Origin of the sequence: Parendozoicomonas sp. Alg238-R29, from assembly GCF_947331445.1 — a bacterium.
GTDB lineage: Bacteria > Pseudomonadota > Gammaproteobacteria > Pseudomonadales > Endozoicomonadaceae > Sansalvadorimonas.
In genome coordinates, this window is record NZ_CAMZOG010000014.1 from 35,991 (window position 1) to 62,880 (window position 26,890).

The window sequence follows — 26,890 nt, forward strand, 5'->3', positions numbered from 1 at the left end:
TACGGACAAATACTGGCAAACAGAATTGATAATGTTTGTAGACGCAGAAATCTTGTTTGCTCATCTCCATATTTTCTATTGTGGAGCAAGAAACATGGGAACAGCTACCGGTAGTCCAACCCTATATCGCAGGCAGTACAGATCATTAATGATTTGAATCAGTTGGTAGCACATCAACATATCTGACTGATCAAACAGCTGCTTCTTAAGCTTTTGTGCAACTGATGCGATGATACCATTTTCATCAGGCATCAAAAAACACCGCATGGCCTGATAAAGCTCTTGTTGTAATGATTCAGAAGAGCAGGCCAAGGCCAATGCAGAGTAGATAGCACCAAGGCCCAATCCAACCAAGTGCTGTATTTTATTAGGGTCAAAATTGCGTGTATCAAAGTTCCGTTGATACTCACAAACAGCCTGCTCTAAATAGCCAAACCCAAGCCTGACCGGATCTGAGAAAATTGCAGCAGGATCATATGTAACACCAACATATTGAGTAGGGTAACACCAAAGCACATTCTCAAGCGGTATTATCTGAGGCTGGCTGGTCACCTGTGTATGTAAAGGGCCGTAGTGTACAACTGACATATCAGGCGCTGTCTGAACGGGCGGAAACGGCGAACCCATGTTGCTTGGTGGATAAGATGGTGGTGTTGTAAGCAAAGGCTGCTGTTGAGCTGCGATACGCAGCGGTGGTTGTTCAAGTAAGGGCGGACTAGGGGCTGACTGTTGTGTTCTTTTTGGAGCCGAACCTTTATCTATAGCTGGCTGTTTTGATTCTGTGACAGCGGGGTTATGAACCACTCCTGATCCTGCTGGGTGCAAAGTATCTAATTTTTTTACCGGCTTAATTTCGCTTTCATTAAGTGGAGTTATCTGAGAACCAGTCCGTACAGTTGACTCAGACTTTATAAAATCGCTTGAATCGTGTTGAGTTCCCACTGCTGTTTTTAAATCAGGCTCTGCAATAGCAGAAGAAACAGGCTTGTTCTCAATAATTTTTAAGGTTCCAGCTTTTTCCAGCAGGGCACGAATACCTCGAATATCTTTTTTTCGATTGGTTTCATGCTTATTTTCGTATTCAGGGTTGCTCTCTATGGTATCACAATATGCAAGCAATCGACTCAATCTTGGCTTATGTGACTCGTCTATCTGTGAAGCTGCTTCTGCGATCTGTCCATATCGTTCAATTGTTGACCACAGCCTGTTTCTGGTTTGTGTACATGGTATGTTCGGAACCAGTTCGAGCAGCTCATCAATATAATCAAGATCATCAGTGGTTACCTCGTGAGCATTTTGTAATTGCCCTAGTCGATGCCCCCATACTTTGCAGACAGTTAGATTCCAGTTATCTCTGCTATTCAATATTATTGTGAAGTCTTTATTTCTCAGGCATTGTTTTCGAAAACAAGCCATCTCCTTACAGGTCTCGCCATAATCTCTGTTATGCTTTTTTGATAAAAATGTGTATGTATGAAGAATATCACGGAAATATTCTGTATAGACAATACCTTCGAGACTCTCAAAACGTTTTATCATTCCCTTTCCTGCCCAAGGTTGAGTCAGGATGGTTTGCTTTTGCTGAAGCAAAGGCAGCATTAACTGCATGCCTTTCTCAATGTTCCTGGGGGCAGGAGATTTTGGAAAACAATTCATTATATCGGTAATTTTCTGATCAATAAGCTCATAGTTCAGCTTCTTACCATCTATTGTCACAGAGGGGTCATCACTTCCCTCTTCTGCAACATCTAAAAAAACCATGCAGTCGTCATCTAGAATTTTTTTTTGTTTGAGCCATTCAATATCTTCAAGTGCTTTCTTTGTAGCCTTCTGAACAGATAGGACTGCTGACTCAGACTGCTGCTTTATAAAGAAAAAAGTCTGCTTTGTCATGGTCGAACAAAGCTTAATCAAACTGTCCGCTATTTCCGGGATGGCATCAATCAACTCAGAATAACAACGGGAGTATTCTGTGAGTGTCAGCAGTAAATGAACTTTTTCAACGTGATTCCCGAGATTCTTTTTCTTCAGAACGTTAGTCAGAGCATCCAGCTCGTGACGCATTATATCCCTGATCATGCGGGCTTCCAGAACAGCGTTATCATTCTGAGTAACCCATAGCCCTGCCTCCAGTATTTTCCCCTCATAAATAGCTTTATTGAAAACCGTTCGGCAACAGGGCTTTCTTGCACGACCTAAATTGTTCTCAAAATCATTCAACGCTGTTGTGTATTCTTTTACTTTGTTATAACTGAGGAGTTTTTGTCTTTGACAAATTCCATCTTTATCAAGCAGCTTTCGCAGCTTGCTGATAACACTCAATTCGCCTCTCCTGTCGCCAAAACCACATCGGAATTCAAGATAGGAAAGTTCTTCCTTTATATAGTTGTTAAGCACAGCCGTGACTTTGAGCATCAATCTATGAGGTGCTCTATTTTCGTATCTAAGAATGGCGACTTGTGAGAGAGCCGTCAAAAGCTTTGGTATCATTTCACGTCCACGCTGTGCTTTTGTTTCTTTATTGAACAAGTCCAAAATATACTCTAAGTGGAATACATAGATGCTTCTAAAAGAGGCTCTCAGGTATTCCGATTCATTCGATGGTATTTGCGCGCAGTGACCCAAAAGCCTTTTGTATTCACTACATACTGTATGACAGATTGTGAACGGATCATCTTTATTCCAATTTAATTGTTCCAGATAGTCGCGGGCTTGGTTCACTTGTGTAGGGAAATTGGATCTTCCCGGCTTGGGGCCAGTATAAAACGTGCGTTCCGGAAGCGGTTTGTCAGGAAGTGAAGTCTGATAATGGGGTGGTTTCTCTGCTTGTGTGTTGGCAAGCACATCTGTTGACGAAGAAGAGGGGCCAACATTACGACCGAAGCTTTTTGCGTTACCAAGGCGAGTGTTATCACTACCGGCTGCTTGACTAATTTGCCCACGCCCACGCCCACGCCCACGCCCACGCCCACGCCCACGCCCACGCCCCGGAGCTGATCCTCGTTGTGTATTATTGCCCGAAAATTGTGCGGTTGGAGGGGGTGCTGTCCGTCCGTGACTATCCATTGGTTGGCTCCTGCTAGCTGGTTAATATCAGCTTGGAGTCAAAGTTCGAATATTAATTTCTTCACCATGAGATAAAGTCAGTCATACTTTTGCATTTGTTAGTACGACTGGCAGAAGATAATTAAACAGGTTTATCCTTTATCTACATACCCGCCCCTTGGGGCGGGATGATTTATGTAAGAGTGTCGTTAAAGTGTCTGCTTTTGTCAGACTTTTAATACACGACCAAACAGCGCTTTAATATAAGCGGTTTCAGGAATGGCTGGATGAATGGGATGATCCGCACCCTGATGGCATTCACCAAACAACTGAATTTCTCTATCAATATGGCGGGCAGAGGCTCGGAGAATATCAACCAGAGAATCACGTTGCAGGTGCATAGAGCAGGAACCACTCACCAGAACACCATTGTTGTTTAATAAGCGCATCGCCATTTCATTAACACGACGGTAGGCTTGCTCACCATTCCGGATATCTTTTTTGCGTTTAATAAACGCTGGTGGATCCATAATAACGATGTCGAATTTTTCCTGAGCCGTGTGCAACTCTTTCAACGCAGAGAACGCATCGCCTTCAAGAGTTGCGACTTTATCACCCACACCATTCAGTTCTGCATTCTTATGAACATACTCAAGAGCAAGAGCTGAGCTGTCTACACAGAATACTTCACTGGCACCGTGGTTAGCTGCCTGAACACCCCAGCCGCCGATATAGCTGAAGACATCAAGAACTCGCAGGCCTTTTACCATTGTGTTCAAGTAAGCGCGGGCTGGGCGGTGATCATAAAACCAGCCAGTCTTCTGGCCTTCCATAACGGGAGCCAGGAACTGCGTATCATTTTCAATTAATGGCAGTTCGTCAGGAACTTCGCCATAAACGGTTTCAATATATTCCGGCAGGTTTTCCAGCTTGCGGGCGCCACCACTGTTGCGGAACAAAATACCTGCAGGTTTCAGAACTTTAACCAAAGCTTCAACAATTTCCTCCCGCATAACCTCCATGCCGATGGTTCCCGTTTGAACCACCAGATAATCGTGGAAGCGATCCACAATCAGACCTGAAAGATTATCGCTGTCACCATAAACCAAACGATAACAAGGTTGGTCGAACAGGCGTTCTCGCAAGCTGAGAGCAATCTTCAGACGATGAACAATCAGGGATGTAGTTAGTGCGTGCTTGGTGTTGCGGCTGACCAGCCGGCCACAAATCAAAGTGTTCGGATTGATATAGGCAATGCCCAGAGCTTTACCGGTAGATGACTCTATAACCGCCTGCTGGCCGGGCTGAACACCGTTGAGTGGAGTTGCCGCAGTATCAATTTCATTACTGTAAATCCACAGATGGCCTGCCTTCAGGCGTCTGTCGGCATTTTTTTTCAGGCGTAAGGTTGTTAAAGTCATGGTTTAATCCGCACGAAATCTTGCACCACAGTACTCTGCACCAGAAAAGCTGTAAGGCCTTCTGGCGTTTATGCCACTGTGTCGTGGCATAAAAGCAAGGAGAATAGAGGTAAGGGAGCGGTATTATAAGGAGTCGATGGTAAATGTCTTGGCATTTTCCTGACTCTGGCTTTAAAGGCGTGGCGCAGTTGTGGCGCTTTTAGGGTTTTGGTCTCAGTCTGTGGTAAGTCTGACGCCTGATCTGGCATATAGAAAGCTATTATAAAAACTACAGATATTGTCACAAAAGGACAGGACGCCACCATGAAGCATTTCCCCAAATACCTTACTGCAACTGTGCTCGGGCTGGTATTGTCCCCATCGCTCTATGCCGAGGTTCAGCCTTTGGAAGGAGAGCAGATGGAAGATGTCTACATAATGAGTACCGTGACAGTTCGCCCGACAGACGATAGCACCACCACCCCTTACTATGACGGTGGCCTGGAGAACAAAGATGGAGGTAAACCTTCCATTGGTGATATTCAACGCCAGGCTTCCAGTGCTGCGGTTTCCAGAGATCTGGAAGAAAGCCTCGATAGTCGTTATTACTTGCCACCAGAAGTGAAGCCAAACTTCGAGCAAAGACTGGCGAGCGGTTTGCAGCAACATGGACTGATCTCTGGAGATGACGCTCAACTCATACTGAATCAGCTACCTAATGGTGATCCGCTGCCAACAGGAGCGACAGCAACTGGCTCTAACGGTAATTACACGATTAACACTTTGCAGGGGATTGGTTTCCAGACCTCGCCAACCGGGTTAACAATCGTACTTCCAAATAACGGAAATTTCCCAAGTGAACTTCAGGGCGGCCCTGACAGCCCGATTAGCCTTGAGGTCAATAATGACCAGATTATTCTGCAACTGAATGGTTTGGAATAAAGTTTTCTCTGCATGAAATACTATCGCCGCAATTTTCCATAAGATTGCGGCGCTTTCTTCTTTCTAGTGTGCTTCCTGAAAAAATAATTCTTCCGAACAAATCACAGTCCATACTGTGATGGATTTTCTCAGGGGCAGAGCGGATGATCAAACACCTTGTTCTTACAGTGACCGGGCCTGATTTGCCCGGAATGGAGCAGGAGCTAACCCGGATAGTCTCAAGGCATCAGGCTCGGTGGGTTGCTAGTCGCATGGCACATATGGCTGGGCGTTTCGCCAGTATTCTTTTTGTTTCTGTAGCAACAGATGTTCTTGAAACCCTGACTGCAGCATTGCAGCGGCTGGAATCTGATGGGATTACGGTAAGAATTGATAAAGTTGATGCCTCCATGGTTCCCCCGAAAGAACGACATCTGTTGTTAAATCTGATAGCCGACGACGCCCCTGAGCTGGTGACAGATATTTCCCGGCTCCTTGCCGAACAGCACATCCGTATCAGCGAGTTGCACACAGATACTCTGCCTGCTCCAGATACTGGTGTAAGTCTGCAATCCATGCAGGCACACTTGCGGGCTCCGGCAGGCGTGGATATTGAAACCGTAAGAAGTCGTCTAGAAGCTCTGTCTCCGGAATTAATGCTGGATATCAGTCTTGAATAATACCGATCAGCGGGCGAGAGCAGCCTCTGGTTTCAAGTCATAAAGTTCAGAGACCAGTGCGTTGAGTAGGCTTCGAGATTCTTCCTGTTCACTGTCGAGATCCTCAACAACAGATAGCAGGTCAAGATTACTGGTAATAAAAGTAACAGCATCGGAGCGTGCCTGAATGCCATTGCTGGAGGCTGTTAGGCGCAGCCGGTTAAAATCCTCGACCAGTTGCTGAATGTTAACTCGGTGGGAAACCTGTCGAAAACGATCCTGACAGGCGATCAAGCGGTAATCTATGTCCAACTTCGTTGATGCCAATACTAATGAGACGCTGCCAGATTGCCCCATGAATTCTTTTCTGTAAAGACCAGAGGGAAAGTATTTTTACTGCTAAGCTTTTGCCGCTTTAGAACCATTACGGTGTCTTATTCCGTTAGCTTTCGTTGCCTAGAGCGTTGAGGCTTGGTAATAATGGTACGTATAAGAATAACATTTCATATCACAGGGTAGAGAAATGAAATCTGAATTCTGGGATGGCAAGCGCCCCACTGGAGTGCCTGGCGAGGTTGCTCCTCTTCCGTTTAATTCTCTTACGGAACTGATTGAAGACTCATTCTCACGCTATGCAGAAAAACCTGCCTTTACTGGCATTGGGCATACTCTGACTTATGGCGATATTGATCGCCTCAGCGGCTATTTCGCCACATGGTTACAGAATTACACTGACCTTAAGCCAGGTGATCGCATTGCCATCCAGCTTCCGAACCTTCTTCAGTACCCTGTTGTCGCCTATGGCGCTTTACGAGCTGGACTGGTTATCGTAAATACTAACCCACTCTATACCGCTCGGGAACTGCGTCATCAGTTGAATGATTCGGGAGCTAAAGCACTTTTGTTTCTGGAGAATTTTGGTCACACGGTTGAAGAGGTAGTCAGTGATACACCGGTCAAGTATCTCATTTGTACAGCCTTTGCTGACCTTTTGCCCGCGCCAAAACGCTGGATTGTGAATGCTCTTGTGCGGCACGTAAAAAAGATGGTGCCCCATTTTGATTTGCCGAAAGCTTTGTCGTTCCGGGATGTGATAGCCAAAGGGCAGAAGTGTGCCGCTTTCTCTTCCCGTTCAAGAACCACAGATGATATTGCTGTACTGCAATACACCGGAGGGACAACCGGTGTCGCCAAAGGCGCTATGCTGACTCATGGCAACCTGATGGCGAACATTGCTCAAACGGATGCTTCTTTGAAGCAGAAGCAGGAAGGCGGCAGTGACTGGCTAACTTCTGGCCAGGAAACGGCTATTGCTCCTCTTCCGCTTTATCATATCTATGCTTTTATTGTGAACCTGATGTATTTCCCCCATACCGGCCAGCATAATGTTCTGGTGGCCAACCCACGAGATATGGATCTGTTCTTGAAAGCTATTAAGCCATGGAAATTCACGGTTTTCTCTGGTTTGAACACTCTTTTTGTTGGATTAATGAATCACCCGGAATTTAAAAACCTGGATTTCAGTGGGCTCAAGGTCACCATGTCTGGAGGTACGGCACTTCAGGAAGATACTGCCAGGCGCTGGGAGAGTATGACGGATTGTCGTATATCGGAAGGTTACGGCCTTACCGAGTGTTCGCCTATTGTCAGTGTTAACCCTCTAGGTAAAGCCTCGCAACCAGGTACCGCAGGTTTACCGCTACCATCAACAGAAGTACGTTTCATCAATGAAGAGGGTAATGATGTAGTGCTTGGAGAGCCGGGAGAGCTGTGTGTTCGTGGTCCTCAGGTTATGAAGGGGTACTGGCGAAGAGCGGATGCAACGGAAGAGGTTCTCGATTCTGATGGCTGGCTGAAGACCGGTGATATTGCCAAGGTGGAAGAAGACGGCTTTATTCGTATAGTCGACCGAATTAAAGATATGATTCTGGTTTCCGGGTTCAATGTGTATCCCAATGAGATCGAGAATGTTGTGTCGGCTCATCCAGGGGTGGCCAACTGTGCCTGTATTGGTATACCAGATCAGAAAACAGGTGAAGCCCCCCTGCTTTATGTGATTGCTTCAAATACAACATTAACGGAAGAAGAGCTTCTAGGCTGGTGCCGGGATAAGCTGACAGCTTACAAAATTCCGCGTCAGGTTGTATTCCGCAAAGAGCTTCCGGTGACTCCGGTCGGTAAGGTTTTGAGGAAAGAATTAAGGGAAGAGTACAAGAAAAATCAGGAGTGATGGTCTGCAAGAAGTTTCTGCCGAATCAAAACTTGATTCGGCAGTAGTGTATAGCCTGAAAATAATCAGGCTACGGTGTCCTCCTCTCGACGAATCTTGCGCACAATAGCTGTTGTTGAGCAGTTATCTAGAAATTCCAGAACAGCCACTTCACCACCGTATTCGTGAACAATTGGTGCGCCGACTACTTGTTCGACGGAGTAATCTCCGCCTTTCACCAGTACATCTGGCTTCAGCAGTTTTAACAGCTCTTCTGGTGTATCTTCATGGAAGGGCAATACCCAGTCCACAGCTTCCAATCCAGCCAGAACGGTCATGCGGCGTTCAACAGGGTTTATAGGGCGCCCTTCACCTTTCAGGCGGTGTACAGAGGCGTCATCATTAATAGCCAGAATCAGGCGATCACCTTGCTTGCGAGCTTGTTCCAGGTAACCCACATGACCAGCGTGGAGAATATCAAAGCAACCATTTGTGAATACAATGCGTTCGCCCTGGGCTTTGGCATCTTCTATAACATTGGCTAACTGTTCGCGGGTCATCACACCGCGTTCTACACCATGTACACGGCTGACTGCACGACGCAGTTCCGGCATGCTGACAGTGGCTGTTCCCAGTTTGCCAACTACAATGCCCGCGGCGATGTTCGCCAGAGCTGTTGCTTCTGGCAAGGGCATACCAGTGGCTAAGCCAGCGGCCAGCACGCCGATAACAGTGTCGCCAGCACCAGTTACATCGAAAACTTCTCGGGCGCGGGCAGGGAAATGTAGTTCATTCTCTTCTTCCCGCAGAAGAGTCATGCCATGTTCGCTGCGGGTGATGAGAAGGGCATCAAGCTCGAGATCACGGCGTAGCTTCTGGCCTTTTTCGACAAGAGTTTTCTCATCAGGGCAGGAGCCGACAATCGCTTCGAACTCACTCAGGTTTGGAGTGATGACTGTAGCGCCGCGATATTTTTCAAAGTCAGAACCTTTTGGATCGGCAAGCACCGGAATATTTCTGGCGCGAGCCATTTTCACTAACATCTGCAGATCGGTCAGTGTGCCCTTGCCGTAATCGGACAGAACCAGTGCGTCGGCATTTTCCAGAGAGTTTTTGAGGTGTTCCGGAATTTGTTCCTGGAAACACTCTGAGAAAGATTCTTCAAAGTCTAGGCGCATCAACTGTTGGTGCTGGCTGATAACCCGCAGTTTTGTGATTGTCGGTGCACCCGCATGGCGGATAAAGTCACAGCTTACGCCTGCAGACTCCAATGTATTACTGAGGCTGTCAGCTGCTTCATCATCACCAGTTGCGCCCAGCAGCCAGACAGGGGTGCCCAGAGAGGTAATGTTAAGGGCAACGTTTCCTGCGCCACCAGGACGGTCTTCTGTACCAGTTACACGAACAACAGGAACGGGAGCTTCCGGGGAGATGCGCCGGGTAGGGCCATGCCAGTACCGGTCGAGCATTACGTCGCCGGCTACAACAACGCGGGCTTTGTCAAAACGGGGCAGGGTAAGCTTCATGCAATAATCTCTGTCACAGTTTCAGCCTGTTCTTCAAACTGCAGATGATGCAGTCTGGCATAGGCACCATCTCTGGCCAGCAACTCGCTATGGGTACCGGACTCAATAATCTGCCCTTTATCCATCACCAGAATGCGATCGGCATTTTCAATGGTGGACAAGCGGTGTGCGATTACCAGAGTGGTCCGATTTTTCATAATGTTATCCAGCGCAGACTGGATATGACGTTCAGATTCGGTGTCCAGCGCCGATGTGGCTTCATCCAAAATCAGCAGAGGGGCATCCTTAAGAATGGCGCGGGCTATGGCTAAACGCTGGCGTTGACCACCGGAGAGTAACACACCATTTTCACCAACCAGGGTGTGGAGCCCTTCAGGCATATTCTCAATAAATTCCATGGCATAAGCCGAGCGAGCTGCCAGACGAATGTCGTCTTCATCGGTATCCCGCAAGTCACCATAGGCAATGTTATTGGCAACAGTATCATTGAACAGAGATACTTGCTGATTTACCAATGCAATCTGTTTTCTGAGGTTCTTCAGCTGGTAATCTTCAATAGGGTGACCGTCCAGAAGAATTTCACCGCCATCGTGATTGTAAAAACGAGGCAGCAAGCTGGCGAGAGTTGTTTTACCACTGCCTGAACGACCAACGAGGGCGATGGTTTCACCGGGCTTAATCGTGAAGTTTATATCCTTAAGGGCCGGAGACTCGGCATTGGGATAGGTGAAGGTCAGGTTTCTGATTTCCAGTTCACCATTAACTCTTTCAACTTCGAGAGTACCTTCATCTTTCTCTGTTTCTTCATCAACCAGTTCGAAAACAGAGTGCGCCGCCACAATACCTTTCTGGATATTAGGTATGACTTCACTGAGCTGGCGAAGGGGCTTTGGCAGCAGACCTGCGGCTGTCAGGAAACCAACCAGCTGACCGGGAGTGTTGGCAGTGGCGCCAGTACTTTGTAAATAGAGCACTGCATACATCAAGGCCGCCATGGCGCAAAGAATAATCAACTGCAAGGTTGGGGTCATAATGGCGCCAACCTTAACCATCTTCAGCCCTTTTTTCGTGTTATCTGCACTGGCAGCAAGAAAACGGGTTTTCTCATAGGTTTCACCACCAAAGCTGCGCACAACCCGGTGACTGGTGATGGTTTCTGAAGCGATGTGGGTCACATCCCCCATTGTGTTCTGAATCTTTTTACTGAGTTTTTTGAATCGTTTGCTGGTGAGGGCTACAACGCCAGCAATCACCGGCATGATAGCAATGAACAGTAATGTCAGCTTCCAGTTGGTGTAGAGCAGATATCCAAGAACAGCTATAACAGTAAGGCCTTCCCGTACAACCACCTTAATGGCATCTGTGGCTGCAGTGGTCACACCACCTACGTTGTAGGTGATGCGGGAAATCAGATGGCCAGAGTTGTTGTCATCAAAGAATTTATTGGGCAGCACCAGCATGCTGTTAAAAAGGTGTGTCCGTAAGTCGTGGACAACACCAAGGGAAACCCGGGCAAGAAAGTAGTTGCCCATAAAGGAACCAATGCCCCGGAATATGGCAATAAACACCATGCCAAGGGGAACAATCAGAACCAGTTTCTCTGGCGCAACCTGGCCTAATCCCCAGATGCTGACTGGCTCCTGAGCATCGCCAATCAAGGCTGTTGTAAAATAATCAACCAGCTTTGGAAACATTGGCTGGCTGGCAGCAAAAAAGACATAGCCCAGAATACTCAGGGCAAAATAGGGCCAGTAAGGGCGTACATACCCTAGAAGGCGCAGGTAAATCGCCAGCCCACTGCTTGCAGTTCCAGCGGTGCGGGATTGTTGGGTCATACATCAAAACCTGCTGATAGAAATAAATGAGAACGATCGTGCAAATCAAGTGAAGCCGATAATCATAACATACCATCAGTAATTGGCGGCAATCCGGGCGCTTTTTGGGGTGGGGTTTCTCTATTTTACGCAGTTACAAAGCAGACTTTCCTTTTCCTTAGCCTCTGCCACAGGTAGAATGCCCGCCTTTGCCAGCACACACGACAAGCTGAAGACTTTCAATGCAGATTCTTACTGCTACGGACTATAACAGACTGCGGGATGGCGGCAGTGTTATTGAAGCTGATGGCTTTGGCGATAAGGTAATCAAGCTGAAAGACGGGACTTTTTTGAAACTGTTTCGTCGCAAACGCCTGCTAACCTCAGAGTTGATATGGCCTTATGCCATGCGATTTGCCAAAAATGCCCAAGCCTTGGTTGAGCGTGGCATTCCCACAGTTGAAATAAAGTCTGTTTATAAAATTCCATCTGTTGAGCGTACGGCGGTTCATTACCACCCGCTGGCAGGTGAGACCCTGCGCCAGTGGCTGGCGAAGTGCAACGAGTCTGAAAAGCAGCAATTGGCGCGCGATTTTGGTCGTTTTATCGCTTGGTTGCACCGTTCAGGCGTGTACTTTCGTTCGTTGCATCTGGGGAATATTCTCCGCATGCCGGATGAGCGCCTTGGGTTGATAGATATTTCTGATATGCGTTGCCGCAATTACAGCCTCAGTGAAGGCAGTCGGCTTCGAAATTTCAGGCATATGGCCCGTTATCGGGATGACATGGAGCTGCTGGGTGATTCAGCAGCTATTCTGGCAGAAAGCTATCACGATATGGCTGGTTCCCAAGAAGGGTTCCGGAAGAAATTAGATAATATTTTGGCTGGTCTATAACCGGCCCAGATGAAAAGAGGCATTTTCCCTGTGATCGAGAAACTCCGGAACGTAGCGATTATCGCTCACGTTGACCACGGCAAAACAACACTGGTCGATAAGCTGCTGCAGCAATCCGGTACCCTTGGCCGCAAGGATCAGGGTACTGAGCGCATCATGGACTCCAATGACCAGGAGAAAGAGCGCGGTATCACCATTTTGGCCAAGAACACAGCCATTAACTGGAATGACTACCACATTAATATTGTGGACACACCAGGGCACGCTGACTTCGGTGGTGAAGTAGAACGTGTTCTCTCTATGGTTGACTCCGTACTGCTGCTGGTGGATGCGGTAGACGGCCCAATGCCTCAAACCCGCTTTGTAACGTCCAAAGCTTTTGAACAGGGCCTGCGCCCGATTGTTGTCATCAACAAGGTTGACCGTCCTGGCGCCCGTCCTGACTGGGTGATGGATCAGGTTTTTGACCTGTTTGATAATCTGGGCGCTACCGATGAACAGCTGGATTTCCCGGTTATCTATGCCTCCGCCCTGAATGGTGTTGCAGGTATGGAACCAGATCAGCTGGCTGAGGATATGACTCCTCTGTTTGAAATGATCACTGAAAATGTTCCTGCCCCAGACGTTGATGTTGACGGCCCTTTCCAGATGCAGGTTTCCGCTCTGGATTACAACAGCTATGTAGGTGTTATTGGTGTTGGCCGGGTTAAGCGTGGTCACATCAAGCCAGGTACTCCAGTACGTCTGGTTGATATGCACGGTGAAGAACGCAACGCCAAAATCCAGAAAGTGATGGGCCACCTTGGCCTTGAGCGTGTTGAGACTGAAGATGCTCGTGCCGGTGACATCATCTGCATTACTGGTATTGAAGGCCTGAACATTTCCGACACTCTCTGTGATCCGGCCAATGTTGAAGCTCTGCCAGCACTGACTGTTGATGAGCCAACAGTATCCATGACTTTTCAGGTTAACGACTCTCCATTCTGTGGGCAGGACGGAAAGTTTGTAACGTCCAGGAACATCAAAGACCGTCTGGATCGTGAGCTTATCCACAATGTAGCGCTGCGAGTTGAGCAGGGCGACGATGCTGACAAGTTCAAGGTTGCTGGTCGTGGTGAGCTGCACCTGTCTGTTCTGATTGAAACCATGCGCCGTGAAGGTTTCGAACTGGCTGTTTCCCGTCCAGAAGTTGTTATTCGTGACAACAATGGTGTGAAGGAAGAGCCTTATGAACAGGTTGTGGTTGATGTTGAAGATGAGCATCAGGGCGCCATCATGGAAGAGATGGGGCTGCGTAAAGCAGAGCTGAAGGACATGGTTCCAGATGGTAAAGGCCGTGTACGTATGGATTTCATCATGCCTTCCCGTGGCCTGATTGGTTTCCGCTCCCTGTTCCTGACCCTGACCTCAGGTTCCGGCATTCTGACTTCTATCTTTGATCACTACGGCCCTGTGAAAGAAGGTGAAGTTGGCAGCCGTAACAATGGTGTTCTGGTTTCCATGGTTAAAGGCAAGGTTCTGGGATACTCCCTGTTCAACCTGCAGAGCCGTGGCCGGATGTTTATCGATCCAAACGTTGATGTGTATGAAGGCCAGATTATTGGTCTGCATATTCGTGACAACGATCTGATGGTTAACCCAACCAAGGGCAAGCAGCTGACCAACGTGCGTGCTGCTGGTACCGATGAAAACATTATTCTGACTCCGCCCATTCGTCATACTCTGGAACAGGCTCTTGAGTTTATTGATGATGATGAGTTGGTTGAGATTACTCCTAACCATATTCGTCTGCGTAAGAAGTACCTCACAGAGGTGGAGCGTAAGCGCAACAGAAACAAGTAAGTTTCTATAGCTCTATATTTAAAGCCCCGCTACAGCAATGTACCGGGGCTTTTTGTTGTTCTGGTTCTGTATTTTCTCGGCAATGCCCTTCGGGTGGCGCTGAAAGCCGCCAGTTAAAGAGTTAGTCAAAACAGCAGGGCAGTATGTGCGAGAGAGTGTTTATCAGTCATCCGATGACAATGCCGTGCACTTGCTCCCGTTTGGAAAAGCCAATCGCTGACCTTCTACCCCTGAATTAAAGCTACTCCTGAATTAAAGCTGACAACCAATGGCCTGTTTGATGTGAAGCAGTTTGATTATATGGATGTGGTTGCCTGCTCCTGCTCCTGCTCCTGAAAGGGATGGTCGGTTATGAATTGAAATATTTTTGCGACATTGCCGTCCATCCAGTGATTTGTACCAGGCAGCCCTTGTGTATTTCCTTTCGGGCGCTCCCGCGAAGAGTGGGCTGTGCCGTGTGAACGGATGGGAATGTGGCCGAAATCTTCAGGAATTTTTATGCCATATCCCTTTATCCGCTGGCAGGTGTTTCGGGCATCACGTTCGTCCTTTTGGTGAAGATAGAGAAGTGTTTGCAGGCTCTCAGGGAGTTGCTGTGACCCTGAAGCAGCCTGCTCCTGCAGTGTTTGAAGAATCAACTCATATTTCAATTCCAGTTGCCTCTTGGGCGTGGCTTTATCATATTCAACTCTGATGTGTGCGGGGCTGAGGGCGGGAGGAACTCTTTTTTCACAGAGTATTTTCCCCAGGGTTTCATGGAATTCATCTTTCGGCTTATTTTTGCCAAATATTTGGGTCATGACACTAGAGCACTTACAATCAGGTCGTGCATTTATGAATTGATCCAGAAATGCCTCATCAGAACGAGGGTCCTTTGCCGTGGCTGATGCCTTGCTCGCCTTCGTTGTTATGCCGTGGTGCTGCATAAAACTTTGCAGTCCGTTAAATGTCCATACGTCATACTCTAAATGTGCCAGTTTTGTTTCAAGGTTTTCTCCGGTATCCAGTTGCTTCGTGAGTAGCAGTTTGAGTCGAGAGGCGATTCCTGAAAGCTTTACATGATCCTCCAACAGATAGTGCTCTATAAGATTTTTCATATCATCACTGTCGCCTTCAGCTGCGATAGCAATAAGACGAGACGATTTTTCTTCTTTTGTTTCATATGGTGGTACAGGAATAGTAAAACCCTGCTCTTTGAGCTGCTTTTTTACAAAAGCCGGTGTGGGTTGAGTACCAGCCTGCGTTACCAAACCTGCTTTGCGCAGGTGCTTGGCCAAATTACCAATATTGGACTTATGGTTGGAGAGCCAGACAAAACAATGTTTAGCCAGTGCCTGATAGTCTCCAGTCTTATGAAAGCGCTCTGCCACAATAGGGAAATCCATCATGGTAAACTCGTCTTCTTCTGTCATAACCCCGTGGTTTTTTAAAAAGCCGTACATAATGGCAGGGGTCCATTCGGGAATAGTTTCTTTTAGCAGCTCACTTTGATTGAGGAAGTTGATAAGGGGTGTGTATTGCCTTTCGATCACCGTATCGATCCGCGCCGCTCGTTCCGCTTTAAAGCAATGTATGAGGTTTTGAGCCAGCTTCTTCTCCCTTTGTTCCGGGTCTGAGGTTGTCAGATAAGTCTGCAGCAAACGCTGGCGAAGCTGTTCACCTGAGAGCGATGCTTGCTCTTCAGAGCTTAATTGCACTGGCTTTGGGTAAAGTTCTTTTTGAGATGGATCAAGTATCTTGATGGCTAAAGGTAACGGGATTCTCTGGCGGTGCTCTTCTTTGGTTAAATCCAGCAGGTCGTGGGTGAGTACATACTGCAGAAGCTTTTCTTCATTCCAGTGAGGTGTCGGATAATTACCTTTGCTGTGGCCTTGATAGGCATTAAGCATAGAGGCTGTTTTGCCAAATGTTTTGTTCAACGCCCAAAGGCGGCAAATAGCCATATGGTAGGCGTCTTTGTTTCCTGTTCGGGCATGCCGCCAGAGAATGCGTGCGGCGGTTATGGGTGGTTGCCCCTGAATCCCGTATTCAAGCTGAGCCGTCGTTAGAGGATTCTGTTTCATCAACTGGTGACAACTGTCAGGATTCCAGAGTTCTCCATCGGGCTGATGAAGACCGTGAAGGTTAAGCAACTTAACAAGTTCTGTGCTCGAGCCGTCGTGTTGTAATCTGCTGAGACAGAACTGCATGATTTCGCGCTCTGGATCTATCCCTCGCTCAAACAGACAACGCTCCCAGAGCGCCTCGTGGGGCATGAATTGATACTTCTCTTGTTCACTGATTTTTCCACTTTCCAGAAAGTAACGATACAGAGAAGCTGGTGACCACTCACCCTCCATTGGGTGAGGGATGCACCTGTTGTTCAGGCTGTTGCAGCAGGCGATGTAGCCATTTATTAGTGGATCAGACTGAGACTGATAGTGCAGGAAATACTGCCAGAGCAAATCAGGGCTGTTTGGGGTTGTGATGAGCTGGCGGGTGAGTTCTGCCCGTTGTGCATGAATACTGGAAGGTAGAGTTCTGTGCTTGACGGGTTGTTTTGCCTTCGTACGAGAAGGGCGTTTTTGGGGAATCCGCATGCTGGTTGTGGAAAGCTCGTCACTGTCACTGTCACTGCAGGATTCATCCCATTCCGATGGATTGCTCTCGTCCGGAAACGGTGACTGATAATCTGAGTCAGCCTCTGAGTGGGAATCAGACTCGGAATCCGGCAATAGCTTTTCACTGAGTTCATCTTCACTTTCGAGCCAGTCTCTACTGCTGCTTGTGTCCATAAGCTCCATAGGCTCTGATGTGAGTGAGCTGCCTGATTGTGGAGAGGACGGCATGGCCGTGATGATCTCTGTTGGTCGGGGAGCCTTGTTTCTGGTTTTCGTCTTTACCCAACCTGTTGCGGGTTTGCGCTTTTGTTTGGGAATAAACACAGGAAAGCCATCGTTAGTTATGCGCATCATCTTCTGAGGGTTGTCAATAATATCCTTCCCGACATTCTCGAAATTTACTCTGTTGGCATACCGAAATGTCAGCTCGTCTCCTTCTGCAATAGGTTTGATGGCGATAATTGGAATGAGCAGGCTGTCTACAGGGTTTGCCGAGGTGCGCATGTAAAGTTTGCCTCTGTCTGTTATATGGCTGCATGCCTCGGGAGCCAGGTTAGTGAGCAGGATGGTGTTGGGCTGAAAGCTGTGATTCAGGTATTGAAACGGAGAATCAGAGTGCTCACCATCAATACCTATTTCAATATTCTTTCCTTCAAGCTTTGCCTGACTCCAGGCGGTATAGGTGTCTTTTCCTGTCCGAAACTGGATATCCCCTGCGGGGCTGAGGTACCAGACAGCATGTAAAGGAAGGGCTATATCCTGTGACTTTTTTTCTGCAAGTCTCAAATATTTTGACAGCAATGTGAGTGGCATGGGTTTACGGAAATTTACCGTGCCGGTGTAAAACCCAACAACTTCGCCCTCACTGAAGGCACACTTGGCAAAGGCACCTTTTCCTTTACTTACATCAGGGCAATTTTTAACCTCTACACGGTTTTCTGGATGAATAGACTCACGTGCGTGTTTCAGGTCAGAAAATGATAGAACGGTTTTGGGACTGTTCATTCCTTCCAGAGGGGCATGAAAGCGGTCGTTGGCACTATCATGGTAGAGTGAGAGCTCTGTCCAGGCACTGATACTTCGTTGGTCAAGGGGGCGAGCCTTCTGGGAGAGTGAATCTGCTTCTTGGGGAGTGTGTGAAAGCCCTGTAACGGGCTGCACAGTTCTATCATGGGTTTGCCCGGTAGCAAGGTCTGCCACCAAGCCTGTCAGAGCACCCTCCGATTGCGGCGGGCGCTGAAGTTCGGGAGCAATCTGCATTGACCTGTTCCTTATCCGATGACATTCATTGGATAGAATCAGGTCAGGATGGTTCATCCCGGTGACAGGCTGGTTAGGCGTTTGACCGGGCAATGATAGTGTCTTCCTCCTCCGTGCTTTGTCTATAAAAATTCACCAACCGGGAAATATGCAGTCGACCTTGAGAAAGCCTGTAGCGGTTGGTATCTCTCAGACTGTTTACACAGCCGCAATACGCCTGCTGATACCAGGTAGCACCCTGTGAACAGATGCTCATTTGTCCCATGAAAAACTGGCAGACCAACTCAACGTGACGTTAAAGAGTTAGTCACAACAGCAGGCAGTATGTGCGAGAGAATGTTTATCACATTCAAACGGTCAACGCTTATCACAGCGAGATTGTGATGGCCAATGAGCTTGTTTTGCAGGACAAAGTGAAGCTTTTTGTGGATATTGCCGGAGTTCATTATATCTCCTACGCCGTACCTGTAACCTTCAGGTTGAAGTTTTTGCCCAGTGGTAAAATATCTGGAAAAGCCGATTAACCAGAGCTTTTTTCTGCATGGATGATCGAAGGTTTTCGATCTAGTCTTTTCTGAACAGGGAGTGTTCAGAGCGTTTACTTGCTATGAAAATACTGGGGCGACGTTTCAGGAAGCTGCAAGAACCATTGCAGCGTTCTGCGGTTGAGAAAGCTTATCAGGCTTTTAAACGCAAGATTTCGGCACTTGAGCAGACAGTTAAACGACTCTTCAATCGATCGAGAAATACTTTACCTCCTCGAGAAATTCATGCTCGAAGTATTTCTAAACTTCAGGTTCCCTCAGCCCTTTACGGCTTAAATCCACAAAGTGAGCCAGATGTCATTTATATAGAAAAACAGGTAAGGGATCAGCAAACCTGCGGTACTCACGCCGCTAATGCATTCTTCGGAAAGCACGCGCTGAATCCTTATAACGTATACGAACAGAAGGATGTTGAAGTGCTTCTACAGCGAATGCAGGAGCGTTGTTTGAGAGCAACTGCAGAGGAGAAGTTACCACCTGCCTCTCAGCTTACCCTTCATAACGCATTATATGATGAATCTTTGATTGAAGCCCTGGATAACTTTCAGGGAGACAGGATGATTTTGGCATCAGGGTTAAGCCACCACTTCGTGACGTGTGTGAAAGGAGAGAGTGGGCAGTGGTATGTGGTAGACAGCATGAACCACGGGAAAAAGATAAGAGTGGACAGCCCCGCTTCTTATCTCAAACTCCTTTACTATGGCCGTGATCCAGAGCAGATGGAACTGGAGGAAAAAATTGTTTCAGTTATCCATCTGAAGGGCGAGAATATGCCCGGCGTTGAACAGGACTAATTCCATTCCAGCTTGCGTAGAAACCACTTGTCTTCAGTCTTTTCCCAATGCCCCGTGTAACTGATTAAACGGCCATTTTCCGGGATGAAAGAACTTTGGCCGGTAAGGATGGCTGTACCCCTGGTAACGGCAGTGTCACCGATTACTGTGGTGTCTCGACGAGTGGAGATCACATTGACTTCCTTATGGCGCATAAAATGAAAAGCCATCATTCGCATGGCTGATTTTTTATCCAACTTATGACTGCCAGTAAACTCAGGGCTCAGGTTATCCAGAACCCGATCCATCTCTTTATTACTCAGCCCTGCAATGGCCTGATCAATGTTGTGGTTGATGACTTCTTCATCTGGCGGCTCGCTGCAGCTGGTCAGCAGCAGGGTGGTGAGAATGATGCTTGAAAACAGTCTGTTCATTGCTTTCTTCTTGGTTTATTGTCTGAATCGTCTTTACTGATTCCTATCACTGATGATTTGATCAGAGCCGGTATAATTGCCTTTAAGATGGTGCTCCATAGGAGTAGTGTTGTAAATGTTGCGGTGGCACCAACACGTCAGGAACTCACAGGGATTTATCAATGCTGACCCTCTACCCGCCCATTAAACCTTATGCTCGTCATAATCTGCCAGTCTCAGGTGGGCATAAAATTTATATTGATGAGAGCGGAAACCCGGAAGGTATACCCGTTATTTTCCTTCATGGGGGCCCTGGTGTTGCGTGCGATAAACACAGTCGTCGGTTCTTTGATCCACAGATGTACAGGATCATTATCTGGGATCAACGTGGCTGCGGGCGATCAACACCTCACTCTGAATTGCAGGACAACACCACGGATGATTTGATCTCTGATATGGAGACAATCCGTACAGAGTTGAAAATTGATAAGTGGGTTGTACTGGGCGGTTCATGGGGGGCTACCCTCGGCCTGCTCTACGCTGCCCGACATGCTGATAAAGTTCTGGGTTTGATACTCCGTGGTGTTTTTCTTGGCAGAAAGAGTGATACCAAGTGGTTGTTTGATCAACATGGTGCGGGTCGAATTTTCCCGGATTACTGGCAAACATTCGCGGCGCACTTTCCTGAAGATGAAAGGGATGATCTGCTGAAAGCCTGCCATCAGCGTTTGACTGGTGATGATGAACTGGCCCGTATGGGAGCCGCAAAAGCCTTTTGCACCTGGGATGCTCATTGCTCAACACTGCGGCCAAGCCAGGAAGTACTGGATAGCTTTTCTGACCCTCACAAAGCCATCGCACTGGCGCGCATTTGTATTCACTATCTGATGAATAATGTGTTCTTGAACACTGACGGTGTTCTGCCAGAGCTCTCTGCAATAGAAGATATCCCCGGCATTATTGTGCATGGTCGTTACGATTTGATCTGCCCTTTGGAAAATGCCCTGACTCTTCAGACAGTATGGAAAAACAGTGAGCTACATATAGTCAGAGATGCAGGGCACTCAGCTTTTGAGTCAGGGATTCGTGATGCAATGGTGCGTGCTACGGATGAAATGGCTCGTCAGTTTAAAGCGGAATTTAATCTCGACAGAAGCTCGTAGCGCTGGGTTTTAAGGAGCAGTTGCTTAGTGGAACTGCTCCTGTATCTCGAAGCTGTCGACAGCCAGTTTCCAAGTACCAGAATCCGTTTTTATCCATTCTTCCAGAGTAATAACGCCCCGGCCAACATTCATACGCCAGTTGGCTCCAAGATGTACTTTGCTCTCGTTGATCTCCTGCAACCAGATATCGGTATAAACCAGATCTGTGGCTCCTGATTGAATAAAAGGGCGCCAGAAGTTGTCGATATTTTCCCGGCCGCTGTATTCTCCCATGGGTTTGGCTTTCATCTCCGCTTCCGGTATATAAGCCGAGATACAGTAGTCTGTATCTCCCTTGTTGAAGTGCTTGATCCAGTTTTTACTGGCGTTCAGCGTTGCTGTGAGACTGTCATGGTGCATGGTGAATGATCTCACGGAAAATGAATGGGAAAGTTTAGTTCGTACACTCAGTATCTGATTGGAAGAGTGGTGATTATGAAGTACACCCTTATAACCGGTGCAACAGGTGGGCTTGGCAAAGCGCTGGCATTCCGGCTGGCACAGAAGCAGGAAACGCTTCTTTTAGTTGGCAGAAACAGCGATAAGTTGCAGACTCTTTCGGAAGAGTTATCCGGAGAACATCATATATTTTGCAGCGATCTGAGTGATGCTGAGGCTGTAGCAGCTTTGAAATGCTGGACGCAGGAGAACCTGGGATTACCTTCAACAGTTATCAACTGTGCTGGTGCTGGATTATTTGGTTCGCTGGAATCGTTGGATGACAAAGACATTCAGCAATCATTGATAGATAACCTTCTCCCCATCATTTATCCATGTAAGGCCTTTGTTCCAGATATGAAACAGGCTGGCGGTGTTATTGTGAATGTGATGTCGACCGCAGCATTGAAAGGAAAAGCGGGGGAATCTGTTTACTGTACCGCCAAATGGGGGGTGCGCGGATTTACCGAATCCTTGCGGGAAGAGGTGAAAGGGTCTCAGTTAAGAGTGGTAGCAGTTTATCCTGCAGGTATGGCGACAGGTTTCTGGGAAAACACCGGTGTGAACTATCCGGTTGAGAGTTTTATGTCTGCAGAGCAGGCGGCAGAGATGATTGTGGCTGCCTTAGGTCAGGTCAACAAAGGTTTTGTTTCTGATATAACGTTGAGTCGTTAACTATTTAGGAGTTGTGAGTGAAAGGACTGATTCAGCGAGTCAGCCAGGCCAGTGTGGTAGTGGATGGTGAGACTGTTGGTGAGATAGATCATGGGATTCTTCTGCTGTTGGGTGTGGAAAAAGATGACACTCCGGAGAAGGCTGGAAAACTTCTGGATAAAGTTCTCAAGTATCGTATTTTTTCTGACGGCGCAGGTAAGATGAATCTCAGTCTTGCCGATACTGGTGGTGGTTTGCTGGTGGTGTCCCAGTTCACCCTGGTTGCCGATACCCGTAAAGGGTTGCGGCCAAGCTTCAGCTCTGGCGCATCCCCGGCATTGGGCGAAGAGCTTTACGAGCAGTTTGTTGAGATGGCAAAGAGCAGGCACTCAACAGTTGCTACTGGCAACTTTGGTGCTGATATGAAAGTCAGTCTGCTGAATGATGGGCCGGTTACGTTTATGCTGGAAGTTGCCTAGGGGCGTTCTCAATGAGGCATCGAACTCAGCATTGCCGAGAGCTATTGAGAGCTACCGAGAGCTACCGAGAGCTTCTATGGGTAGACGACTGCAGTTGCGGCACAGGTAGCGTTGTAGTCCAGAAGGCGCTTTGCCGTTCTTGACTACGCCATTCGTGGTATCGCAGTGAACACAAGCCACTTGAATGATTGTCATGGAGAGTAAGGAAATAGCGGAAATACCAGAGGAAAAAGCTACTTCCTATACGCTATCAACGCATCTGATTTACTACCCTGTTTTCAGGGAAACGTTCGATGCACTGTCAAAATGGGCAAGCAAGCATAACGAAAAGCGCCAGCTCCTAAGAGCTGGCGTTTTGGGAAGTAAAACAGAACAATTGTTTTACATCTGTTCAACAGTCTCGATAGTCAGGCAACCCAGACCCAGCTTCAGAACACGGGCAGTCAGAGCGCACAGCTGCAGACGACTGTTCTTCACGTCAGCAGCAACATCGTCCTTGTTGACAGGACAGAACTCGTAGAACTTCATAAAGGCGCCAGCCAGCTCGAACAGATAGGAGCACAGAATATGTGGCATACCTTCACGGGCAACGCCGTCTACTGCTTCACTGAACTGCATCAACTTGATAGCCAGTTCACGCTCAGCCTGTTCGGTGATCTTGATATCGCCGGTCAGGGAAGCCGCTTCAACACCAGCCTTACGGAAGATGCTCTGTACACGGGTGTAAGCGTACATCATGTAAGGAGCAGTGTTACCTTCGAAGGAGAGCATGTTGTCCCAGTCGAACACATAGTCACTGGTACGATTCTTGGAAAGGTCAGAGTACTTCACAGACCCCATAGCGACAGCGTTAACAACCTGAGCTTTTTGCTCGGCAGTCATATCTGCGCCTTTCTCGTTGATCAGCTTTTCTGCACGGGCAGTGGCTTCGTTCAGCAGAGTAGCCAGTTTCACAACGCCACCGGCACGGGTCTTGAAAGGCTTGTTATCTTTACCCAGCATCATACCGAAGTAGTGATGTTCTAAAGTTACGTTCTCAGGTACAAAACCAGCCTTGCGAACGATGGTCCAGGCCTGCTGCAGGTGCTGAGCCTGACGGGCATCGATATAGTACAGGATACGGTCAGCACCAAAATTATCGTAACGGTACTTGGCACAGGCCAGATCGGTAGTGGTGTATAGGTAGCCGCCGTCACGCTTCTGGATGATAACGCCCATTGGGTCACCATCCTTGTTCTTGAACTCGTCAAGGTAAACAACCATGGCACCGTTGTCTTCAACGGCCAGACCTTTCTCCTTCAGGTCGGCTACGATGCCGGGCAGCATGTCGTTGTACATGCTCTCGCCCATAGTGTCTTCAGCGGTAATCTTCACACCTAGACGCTTGTAGGTGCGCAGGTTCTGCTCCATGGTCACGTCAACCAGCTTTTGCCACTGCTGTCGGCACCACTCATCACCACCCTGCAGCTTCACCACGTAGTTACGAGCACGTTCGGCAAAGGCTTCGTCTTCATCGTAGTGCTTCTTGGACTGACGGTAGAACTCTTCCAGATCGCCCAGCTCGGAGTTCATAACGTCAGGGTTGGTTTTCTGCAGCTCTTCCAGATGTGCGATCAGCATACCGAACTGGGTACCCCAGTCGCCGATGTGGTTAGCCCGCACAACCTTGTTGCCGAGAAACTCCAGAGTTTGGGAAACCGCATCACCGATAACGGTAGAACGCAGGTGAGCCACGTGCATCTCTTTCGCAACGTTTGGAGCGGAGAGGTCAACAACAATAGTTTGAGGCTTTTCAGTTTTGGCTACACCTGCACGCTCATCCTTGCTGTAGCCAGCCAGGGTTGCAGCCATCCACTCAGGCTTCAGGAAAATGTTGATAAAGCCGGGGCCAGCAATTTCAATTTTGTCGGCGGTTTCAGAGAGATCCAGGTTATCAATAACCTTTTGAGCCAACTCACGAGGATTCATGCCCAGTTTCTTGGCCACTGGCATCGCACCATTGGACTGATAATCACCGAACTGAGCGCGGGCGCTTTGGCGAATCATTGCCGGGCTGTCGGCAGGTGCGCCAGCGGCCATGAGGGCGGCGGATATCTTTTGGTCAAGGAACTTGAGCACGTTCATGGAGCAATCCTTAATTCAGGCGGTGCAGATTTGAGTAAGTTTACAAGGGTTTAGCCGAAATGGCGGTGGCAGTTAAGGAAACTGCGCCAACGTCGAATCAGTTATATCATCGTCGGATTAAATTCTGGCGGGAGCGAATATCAGAGAAAAATACAGCCACAGCTATTCCGGCGAAAGAAATACCGGTGCTTTTTGATAGAAAATGGTCATTTTTACTGGCTGTCATCATGCACAGCATGCTATCGGAATTCCATATCTCTCACAAGACGGCTAACCCTGATATTACCCGCTATTGTATTGATGACCGATTAGTCTTGCTTAGAAAGCAAAACTCGCGGCGCTACTGCCATGCAGTGAAGAACTCTTTGTGGCAGGATGGAGATAATATTTTTAGGTTTCAGTCCTGTATACAAAAACGGGTTGTTAAGCAGGGTATAACCTGCGTTTCTTTTTGTCCTTGAGGGAATTATGGCGGGCGCTAACAGAGGGACTGGCAGGCGGACTGGCAGACATGGAAATAAACATAAAAAGGCAGGGGCAAAAGCAAAGGTGCCCGGCTGGTTATTGCTGATTGCTGGTATTGTCATTGGCGGTTTTGGCATGATGCTTACGGAGCTGGCGCCTAACGTTGGTATGACACCCGGTGCGAAGTCGACCACGGTTAATAAGGAAGGAGAAACTGAAGCGAAGGGGCCGGTTTTTGATTTTTATACGCTTTTGCCTGAATCAGAAGTTTTGGTGCCTTCAGAGAAAAAGACTGATCAGCAAAAGCCTCCGGTTAAGAAAACAGTAACCAAATCAGAACCGGAAAAATCAAAAACCCCTTATTCTGAAGAACAGGCGAAAAGCGGCCACCGATATCTACTGCAGGCAGGATCATTTCGAAGTGCGCAGGATGCTGACCGGCTTCGGGCACAGTTGATTCTTACCGGCTTTGAGGCTCGTATTGAGAAAGTTAAAGTTCGCGGCGGGGAGCAGTGGCACCGAGTTCAACTTGGCCCTTTTAACAGTGAGACAGAAGTGAGAGCTGTGCGGCAGCAGCTGGCTTCACAGGGCTTGGAAACCATGCTGCTGCAACAGCGGTAAGCGGATAATAAGCGCTCTCGTCAATTACCCTGCCAGCTGCAGTCGAAACCTATTAGCGTTGTTCCTGAACAGCGTATGGTTCCACTCTGGTTGGCAGTGATTTCAGTATTACGCCCTGCAACGGCTCCCAGTTTAAGTTTGGCTCCCGGAGCTAGCTGAAGACTTGTGTAATCCCCTTTATTCATTGATGCATCTACTTTACCGCCACAACTCTGGGGGTTGTCTTCTGTCTCGTACGTCAAGATATATACACCATTGTGTTTGAGGATAACGTCGTAACAAAAGATTGTATCCGTATCGAGGAAGATCGGGTTATCAACCCGTGTGTAGGTGTACACTGCTGTCCGGTTAAAAAAATCGAGAAAGGCGTGAGATGTCTGTCTTTAGTGGTTTGCGGTAAAATAGCGGTTGTCGAGACAGCTATTTCACAAAACAAAAAAGACAGACATGAAGCATCATAACAGCGTTTTCCAACAGTTACTCAAAACAATCCCACGTCACCAGTTTCAGAAGGTCGTTGATCGCCACAACGGGGATCATCGCATCAGGACTCTGTCATGCTGGACTCAGCTCGTTGCCATGATGTTTGCTCAACTGGCCAGCCGGGTTTCCATTCGGGATCTGGTTGAGAATTTTAATACCTGCCACAATCACCATTATCATTTGGGTGTCTCTCGCATAAAGCGTTCTTCATTGTCAGATGCTAACAGCACCCGGGCGGTTGGCATTTTCTCAGAAACCTTTTTCTTTCTATTACAAAAGGTCAGAAGCCATCTGCCTCGGGGAGCGGCCAGTGATATGGTTCGCCTGATTGATTCCACGACCATTGACTTAAATTTGAACCAGTTTGAGTGGGCGCATTTCCGAAAAACCAAAGGCGGCATAAAGCTTCATACGGTGTATGACCCGAAGGCAGATACACCAACGTTTTTCGAACTAACCACCGCCAAGAAAAATGACTGTAAAGTGGCTCAGAACCTTCCCATCATGGCAGGTGTCACCTA

The 26,890-nt window shown here is 47.9% G+C and carries 23 protein-coding genes; 13 read left to right on the forward strand and 10 right to left on the reverse strand.

Annotated features, from left to right (window positions below):
- Positions 1-75 precede the first annotated feature (75 nt).
- Both QMA35_RS05620 and QMA35_RS05625 read right to left on the reverse strand, forming a co-directional pair.
- On the reverse strand, positions 76-3,066 hold the full coding sequence (locus QMA35_RS05620; RefSeq protein WP_281646157.1) for a hypothetical protein: 2,991 nt from the start codon (positions 3,064-3,066) through the stop codon (positions 76-78).
- 206 nt (positions 3,067-3,272) lie between these two features.
- On the reverse strand, positions 3,273-4,466 hold the full coding sequence (locus QMA35_RS05625; protein ID WP_281646158.1) for a class I SAM-dependent rRNA methyltransferase: 1,194 nt from the start codon (positions 4,464-4,466) through the stop codon (positions 3,273-3,275).
- Positions 4,467-4,769: 303 nt separating this feature from the next.
- On the opposite strand from QMA35_RS05625, the gene QMA35_RS05630 reads away from it, so the two are divergent.
- Both QMA35_RS05630 and QMA35_RS05635 read left to right on the forward strand, forming a co-directional pair.
- On the forward strand, positions 4,770-5,387 hold the full coding sequence (locus QMA35_RS05630; RefSeq protein WP_281646159.1) for a hypothetical protein: 618 nt from the start codon (positions 4,770-4,772) through the stop codon (positions 5,385-5,387).
- Between the two features lie 143 nt (positions 5,388-5,530).
- Positions 5,531-6,046: an ACT domain-containing protein gene (locus QMA35_RS05635; RefSeq protein ID WP_281646160.1), complete on the forward strand. Its 516-nt coding sequence runs from the start codon at positions 5,531-5,533 to the stop codon at positions 6,044-6,046.
- 6 nt (positions 6,047-6,052) lie between these two features.
- Here the strand turns inward: QMA35_RS05635 and QMA35_RS05640 are convergent, their stop codons facing one another.
- Positions 6,053-6,382, reverse strand: coding sequence for a hypothetical protein (locus tag QMA35_RS05640; RefSeq protein WP_281646161.1), 330 nt, complete (start codon positions 6,380-6,382; stop codon positions 6,053-6,055).
- Positions 6,383-6,548: 166 nt separating this feature from the next.
- On the opposite strand from QMA35_RS05640, the gene QMA35_RS05645 reads away from it, so the two are divergent.
- Positions 6,549-8,255, forward strand: coding sequence for an AMP-binding protein (locus QMA35_RS05645; protein WP_281646162.1), 1,707 nt, complete (start codon positions 6,549-6,551; stop codon positions 8,253-8,255).
- Positions 8,256-8,320: 65 nt separating this feature from the next.
- Here QMA35_RS05645 and hldE read toward each other — a convergent pair whose 3' ends face one another.
- Together hldE and msbA are read right to left on the reverse strand one after the other, a co-directional pair.
- Positions 8,321-9,760 carry a bifunctional D-glycero-beta-D-manno-heptose-7-phosphate kinase/D-glycero-beta-D-manno-heptose 1-phosphate adenylyltransferase HldE gene (gene hldE, locus QMA35_RS05650; protein ID WP_281646163.1) on the reverse strand — a complete coding sequence of 480 codons (1,440 nt, stop codon included), beginning with the start codon at positions 9,758-9,760 and terminating at the stop codon, positions 8,321-8,323.
- Positions 9,757-11,595, reverse strand: coding sequence for a lipid A export permease/ATP-binding protein MsbA (gene msbA / locus QMA35_RS05655; RefSeq protein ID WP_281646164.1), 1,839 nt, complete (start codon positions 11,593-11,595; stop codon positions 9,757-9,759). Before msbA ends, hldE begins: the two co-directional genes overlap by 4 nt.
- Positions 11,596-11,816: 221 nt before the next feature.
- On the opposite strand from msbA, the gene QMA35_RS05660 reads away from it, so the two are divergent.
- The gene (locus tag QMA35_RS05660; protein WP_281646165.1) at positions 11,817-12,470 is read left to right on the forward strand and encodes a lipopolysaccharide kinase InaA family protein; all 654 of its coding nucleotides are present in this window, start codon (positions 11,817-11,819) and stop codon (positions 12,468-12,470) included.
- A gap of 30 nt (positions 12,471-12,500) precedes the next feature.
- A complete protein-coding gene (gene typA, locus QMA35_RS05665) occupies positions 12,501-14,312 on the forward strand; it encodes a translational GTPase TypA (RefSeq protein WP_281646166.1) in 1,812 nt (603 codons plus the stop codon).
- A 296-nt stretch (positions 14,313-14,608) separates the two neighbouring features.
- Here the strand turns inward: typA and QMA35_RS05670 are convergent, their stop codons facing one another.
- Entirely contained in the window at positions 14,609-18,172 is a 3,564-nt protein-coding gene (locus QMA35_RS05670; RefSeq protein WP_281646167.1) for an SET domain-containing protein-lysine N-methyltransferase, read from the reverse strand.
- 326 nt (positions 18,173-18,498) lie between these two features.
- On the opposite strand from QMA35_RS05670, the gene QMA35_RS05675 reads away from it, so the two are divergent.
- On the forward strand, positions 18,499-18,696 hold the full coding sequence (locus QMA35_RS05675; protein WP_281646168.1) for a hypothetical protein: 198 nt from the start codon (positions 18,499-18,501) through the stop codon (positions 18,694-18,696).
- Positions 18,697-18,779: 83 nt separating this feature from the next.
- A complete protein-coding gene (locus QMA35_RS05680) occupies positions 18,780-19,511 on the forward strand; it encodes a hypothetical protein (RefSeq protein ID WP_281646169.1) in 732 nt (243 codons plus the stop codon).
- On the opposite strand, the gene QMA35_RS05685 is transcribed toward QMA35_RS05680, so the two are convergent.
- Positions 19,508-19,924 carry a nuclear transport factor 2 family protein gene (locus tag QMA35_RS05685; RefSeq protein ID WP_281646170.1) on the reverse strand — a complete coding sequence of 139 codons (417 nt, stop codon included), beginning with the start codon at positions 19,922-19,924 and terminating at the stop codon, positions 19,508-19,510. The genes QMA35_RS05680 and QMA35_RS05685 overlap by 4 nt on opposite strands.
- 161 nt (positions 19,925-20,085) lie before the next feature.
- Between QMA35_RS05685 and pip the strand changes: the two genes are divergently transcribed.
- Complete coding sequence (gene pip / locus QMA35_RS05690) at positions 20,086-21,066, forward strand: prolyl aminopeptidase (protein WP_281646171.1); 981 nt, start codon at positions 20,086-20,088, stop codon at positions 21,064-21,066.
- A gap of 24 nt (positions 21,067-21,090) precedes the next feature.
- Here pip and QMA35_RS05695 read toward each other — a convergent pair whose 3' ends face one another.
- Positions 21,091-21,465: a nuclear transport factor 2 family protein gene (locus tag QMA35_RS05695; RefSeq protein ID WP_281646172.1), complete on the reverse strand. Its 375-nt coding sequence runs from the start codon at positions 21,463-21,465 to the stop codon at positions 21,091-21,093.
- 24 nt (positions 21,466-21,489) lie between these two features.
- Between QMA35_RS05695 and QMA35_RS05700 the strand changes: the two genes are divergently transcribed.
- Positions 21,490-22,218: an SDR family NAD(P)-dependent oxidoreductase gene (locus QMA35_RS05700; RefSeq protein ID WP_281646173.1), complete on the forward strand. Its 729-nt coding sequence runs from the start codon at positions 21,490-21,492 to the stop codon at positions 22,216-22,218.
- Between the two features lie 17 nt (positions 22,219-22,235).
- Positions 22,236-22,676 (forward strand): D-aminoacyl-tRNA deacylase, encoded by a 441-nt coding sequence (gene dtd / locus QMA35_RS05705; RefSeq protein ID WP_281646174.1) that lies wholly within the window; start codon positions 22,236-22,238, stop codon positions 22,674-22,676.
- Between the two features lie 381 nt (positions 22,677-23,057).
- Here the strand turns inward: dtd and argS are convergent, their stop codons facing one another.
- On the reverse strand, positions 23,058-24,800 hold the full coding sequence (argS, locus tag QMA35_RS05710) for an arginine--tRNA ligase (protein ID WP_281646175.1): 1,743 nt from the start codon (positions 24,798-24,800) through the stop codon (positions 23,058-23,060).
- Positions 24,801-24,859: 59 nt separating this feature from the next.
- Between argS and QMA35_RS05715 the strand changes: the two genes are divergently transcribed.
- Together QMA35_RS05715 and QMA35_RS05720 are read left to right on the forward strand one after the other, a co-directional pair.
- On the forward strand, positions 24,860-25,261 hold the full coding sequence (locus QMA35_RS05715) for a hypothetical protein (protein WP_281646176.1): 402 nt from the start codon (positions 24,860-24,862) through the stop codon (positions 25,259-25,261).
- 88 nt (positions 25,262-25,349) lie between these two features.
- Positions 25,350-25,886 carry an SPOR domain-containing protein gene (locus tag QMA35_RS05720; RefSeq protein ID WP_281646177.1) on the forward strand — a complete coding sequence of 179 codons (537 nt, stop codon included), beginning with the start codon at positions 25,350-25,352 and terminating at the stop codon, positions 25,884-25,886.
- A 20-nt stretch (positions 25,887-25,906) separates the two neighbouring features.
- Here the strand turns inward: QMA35_RS05720 and QMA35_RS05725 are convergent, their stop codons facing one another.
- Positions 25,907-26,128 carry a hypothetical protein gene (locus tag QMA35_RS05725; protein WP_281646178.1) on the reverse strand — a complete coding sequence of 74 codons (222 nt, stop codon included), beginning with the start codon at positions 26,126-26,128 and terminating at the stop codon, positions 25,907-25,909.
- A gap of 205 nt (positions 26,129-26,333) precedes the next feature.
- Here QMA35_RS05725 and QMA35_RS05730 point away from each other — a divergent pair.
- Positions 26,334-26,890: DUF4372 domain-containing protein (locus QMA35_RS05730; protein WP_281646179.1), on the forward strand; the 557-nt coding region annotated here is incomplete at its 3' end.

Excerpts from the sequence above, each read along its gene's own strand:
- QMA35_RS05620 (WP_281646157.1), bottom strand. The coding sequence starts at position 3,066 with ATGGATAGTCACGGACGGACAGCACCCCCTCCAACCGCACAATTTTCG.
- QMA35_RS05625 (WP_281646158.1), bottom strand. The coding sequence starts at position 4,466 with ATGACTTTAACAACCTTACGCCTGAAAAAAAATGCCGACAGACGCCTG.
- QMA35_RS05630 (WP_281646159.1), top strand. The coding sequence starts at position 4,770 with ATGAAGCATTTCCCCAAATACCTTACTGCAACTGTGCTCGGGCTGGTA.
- QMA35_RS05635 (WP_281646160.1), top strand. The coding sequence starts at position 5,531 with ATGATCAAACACCTTGTTCTTACAGTGACCGGGCCTGATTTGCCCGGA.
- QMA35_RS05640 (WP_281646161.1), bottom strand. The coding sequence starts at position 6,382 with ATGGGGCAATCTGGCAGCGTCTCATTAGTATTGGCATCAACGAAGTTG.
- QMA35_RS05645 (WP_281646162.1), top strand. The coding sequence starts at position 6,549 with ATGAAATCTGAATTCTGGGATGGCAAGCGCCCCACTGGAGTGCCTGGC.
- hldE (WP_281646163.1), bottom strand. The coding sequence starts at position 9,760 with ATGAAGCTTACCCTGCCCCGTTTTGACAAAGCCCGCGTTGTTGTAGCC.
- msbA (WP_281646164.1), bottom strand. The coding sequence starts at position 11,595 with ATGACCCAACAATCCCGCACCGCTGGAACTGCAAGCAGTGGGCTGGCG.
- QMA35_RS05660 (WP_281646165.1), top strand. The coding sequence starts at position 11,817 with ATGCAGATTCTTACTGCTACGGACTATAACAGACTGCGGGATGGCGGC.
- QMA35_RS05670 (WP_281646167.1), bottom strand. The coding sequence starts at position 18,172 with ATGCAGATTGCTCCCGAACTTCAGCGCCCGCCGCAATCGGAGGGTGCT.
- QMA35_RS05680 (WP_281646169.1), top strand. The coding sequence starts at position 18,780 with ATGAAAATACTGGGGCGACGTTTCAGGAAGCTGCAAGAACCATTGCAG.
- QMA35_RS05685 (WP_281646170.1), bottom strand. The coding sequence starts at position 19,924 with ATGAACAGACTGTTTTCAAGCATCATTCTCACCACCCTGCTGCTGACC.
- pip (WP_281646171.1), top strand. The coding sequence starts at position 20,086 with ATGCTGACCCTCTACCCGCCCATTAAACCTTATGCTCGTCATAATCTG.
- QMA35_RS05695 (WP_281646172.1), bottom strand. The coding sequence starts at position 21,465 with ATGCACCATGACAGTCTCACAGCAACGCTGAACGCCAGTAAAAACTGG.
- QMA35_RS05700 (WP_281646173.1), top strand. The coding sequence starts at position 21,490 with ATGGGAAAGTTTAGTTCGTACACTCAGTATCTGATTGGAAGAGTGGTG.
- argS (WP_281646175.1), bottom strand. The coding sequence starts at position 24,800 with ATGAACGTGCTCAAGTTCCTTGACCAAAAGATATCCGCCGCCCTCATG.
- QMA35_RS05715 (WP_281646176.1), top strand. The coding sequence starts at position 24,860 with ATGGCGGTGGCAGTTAAGGAAACTGCGCCAACGTCGAATCAGTTATAT.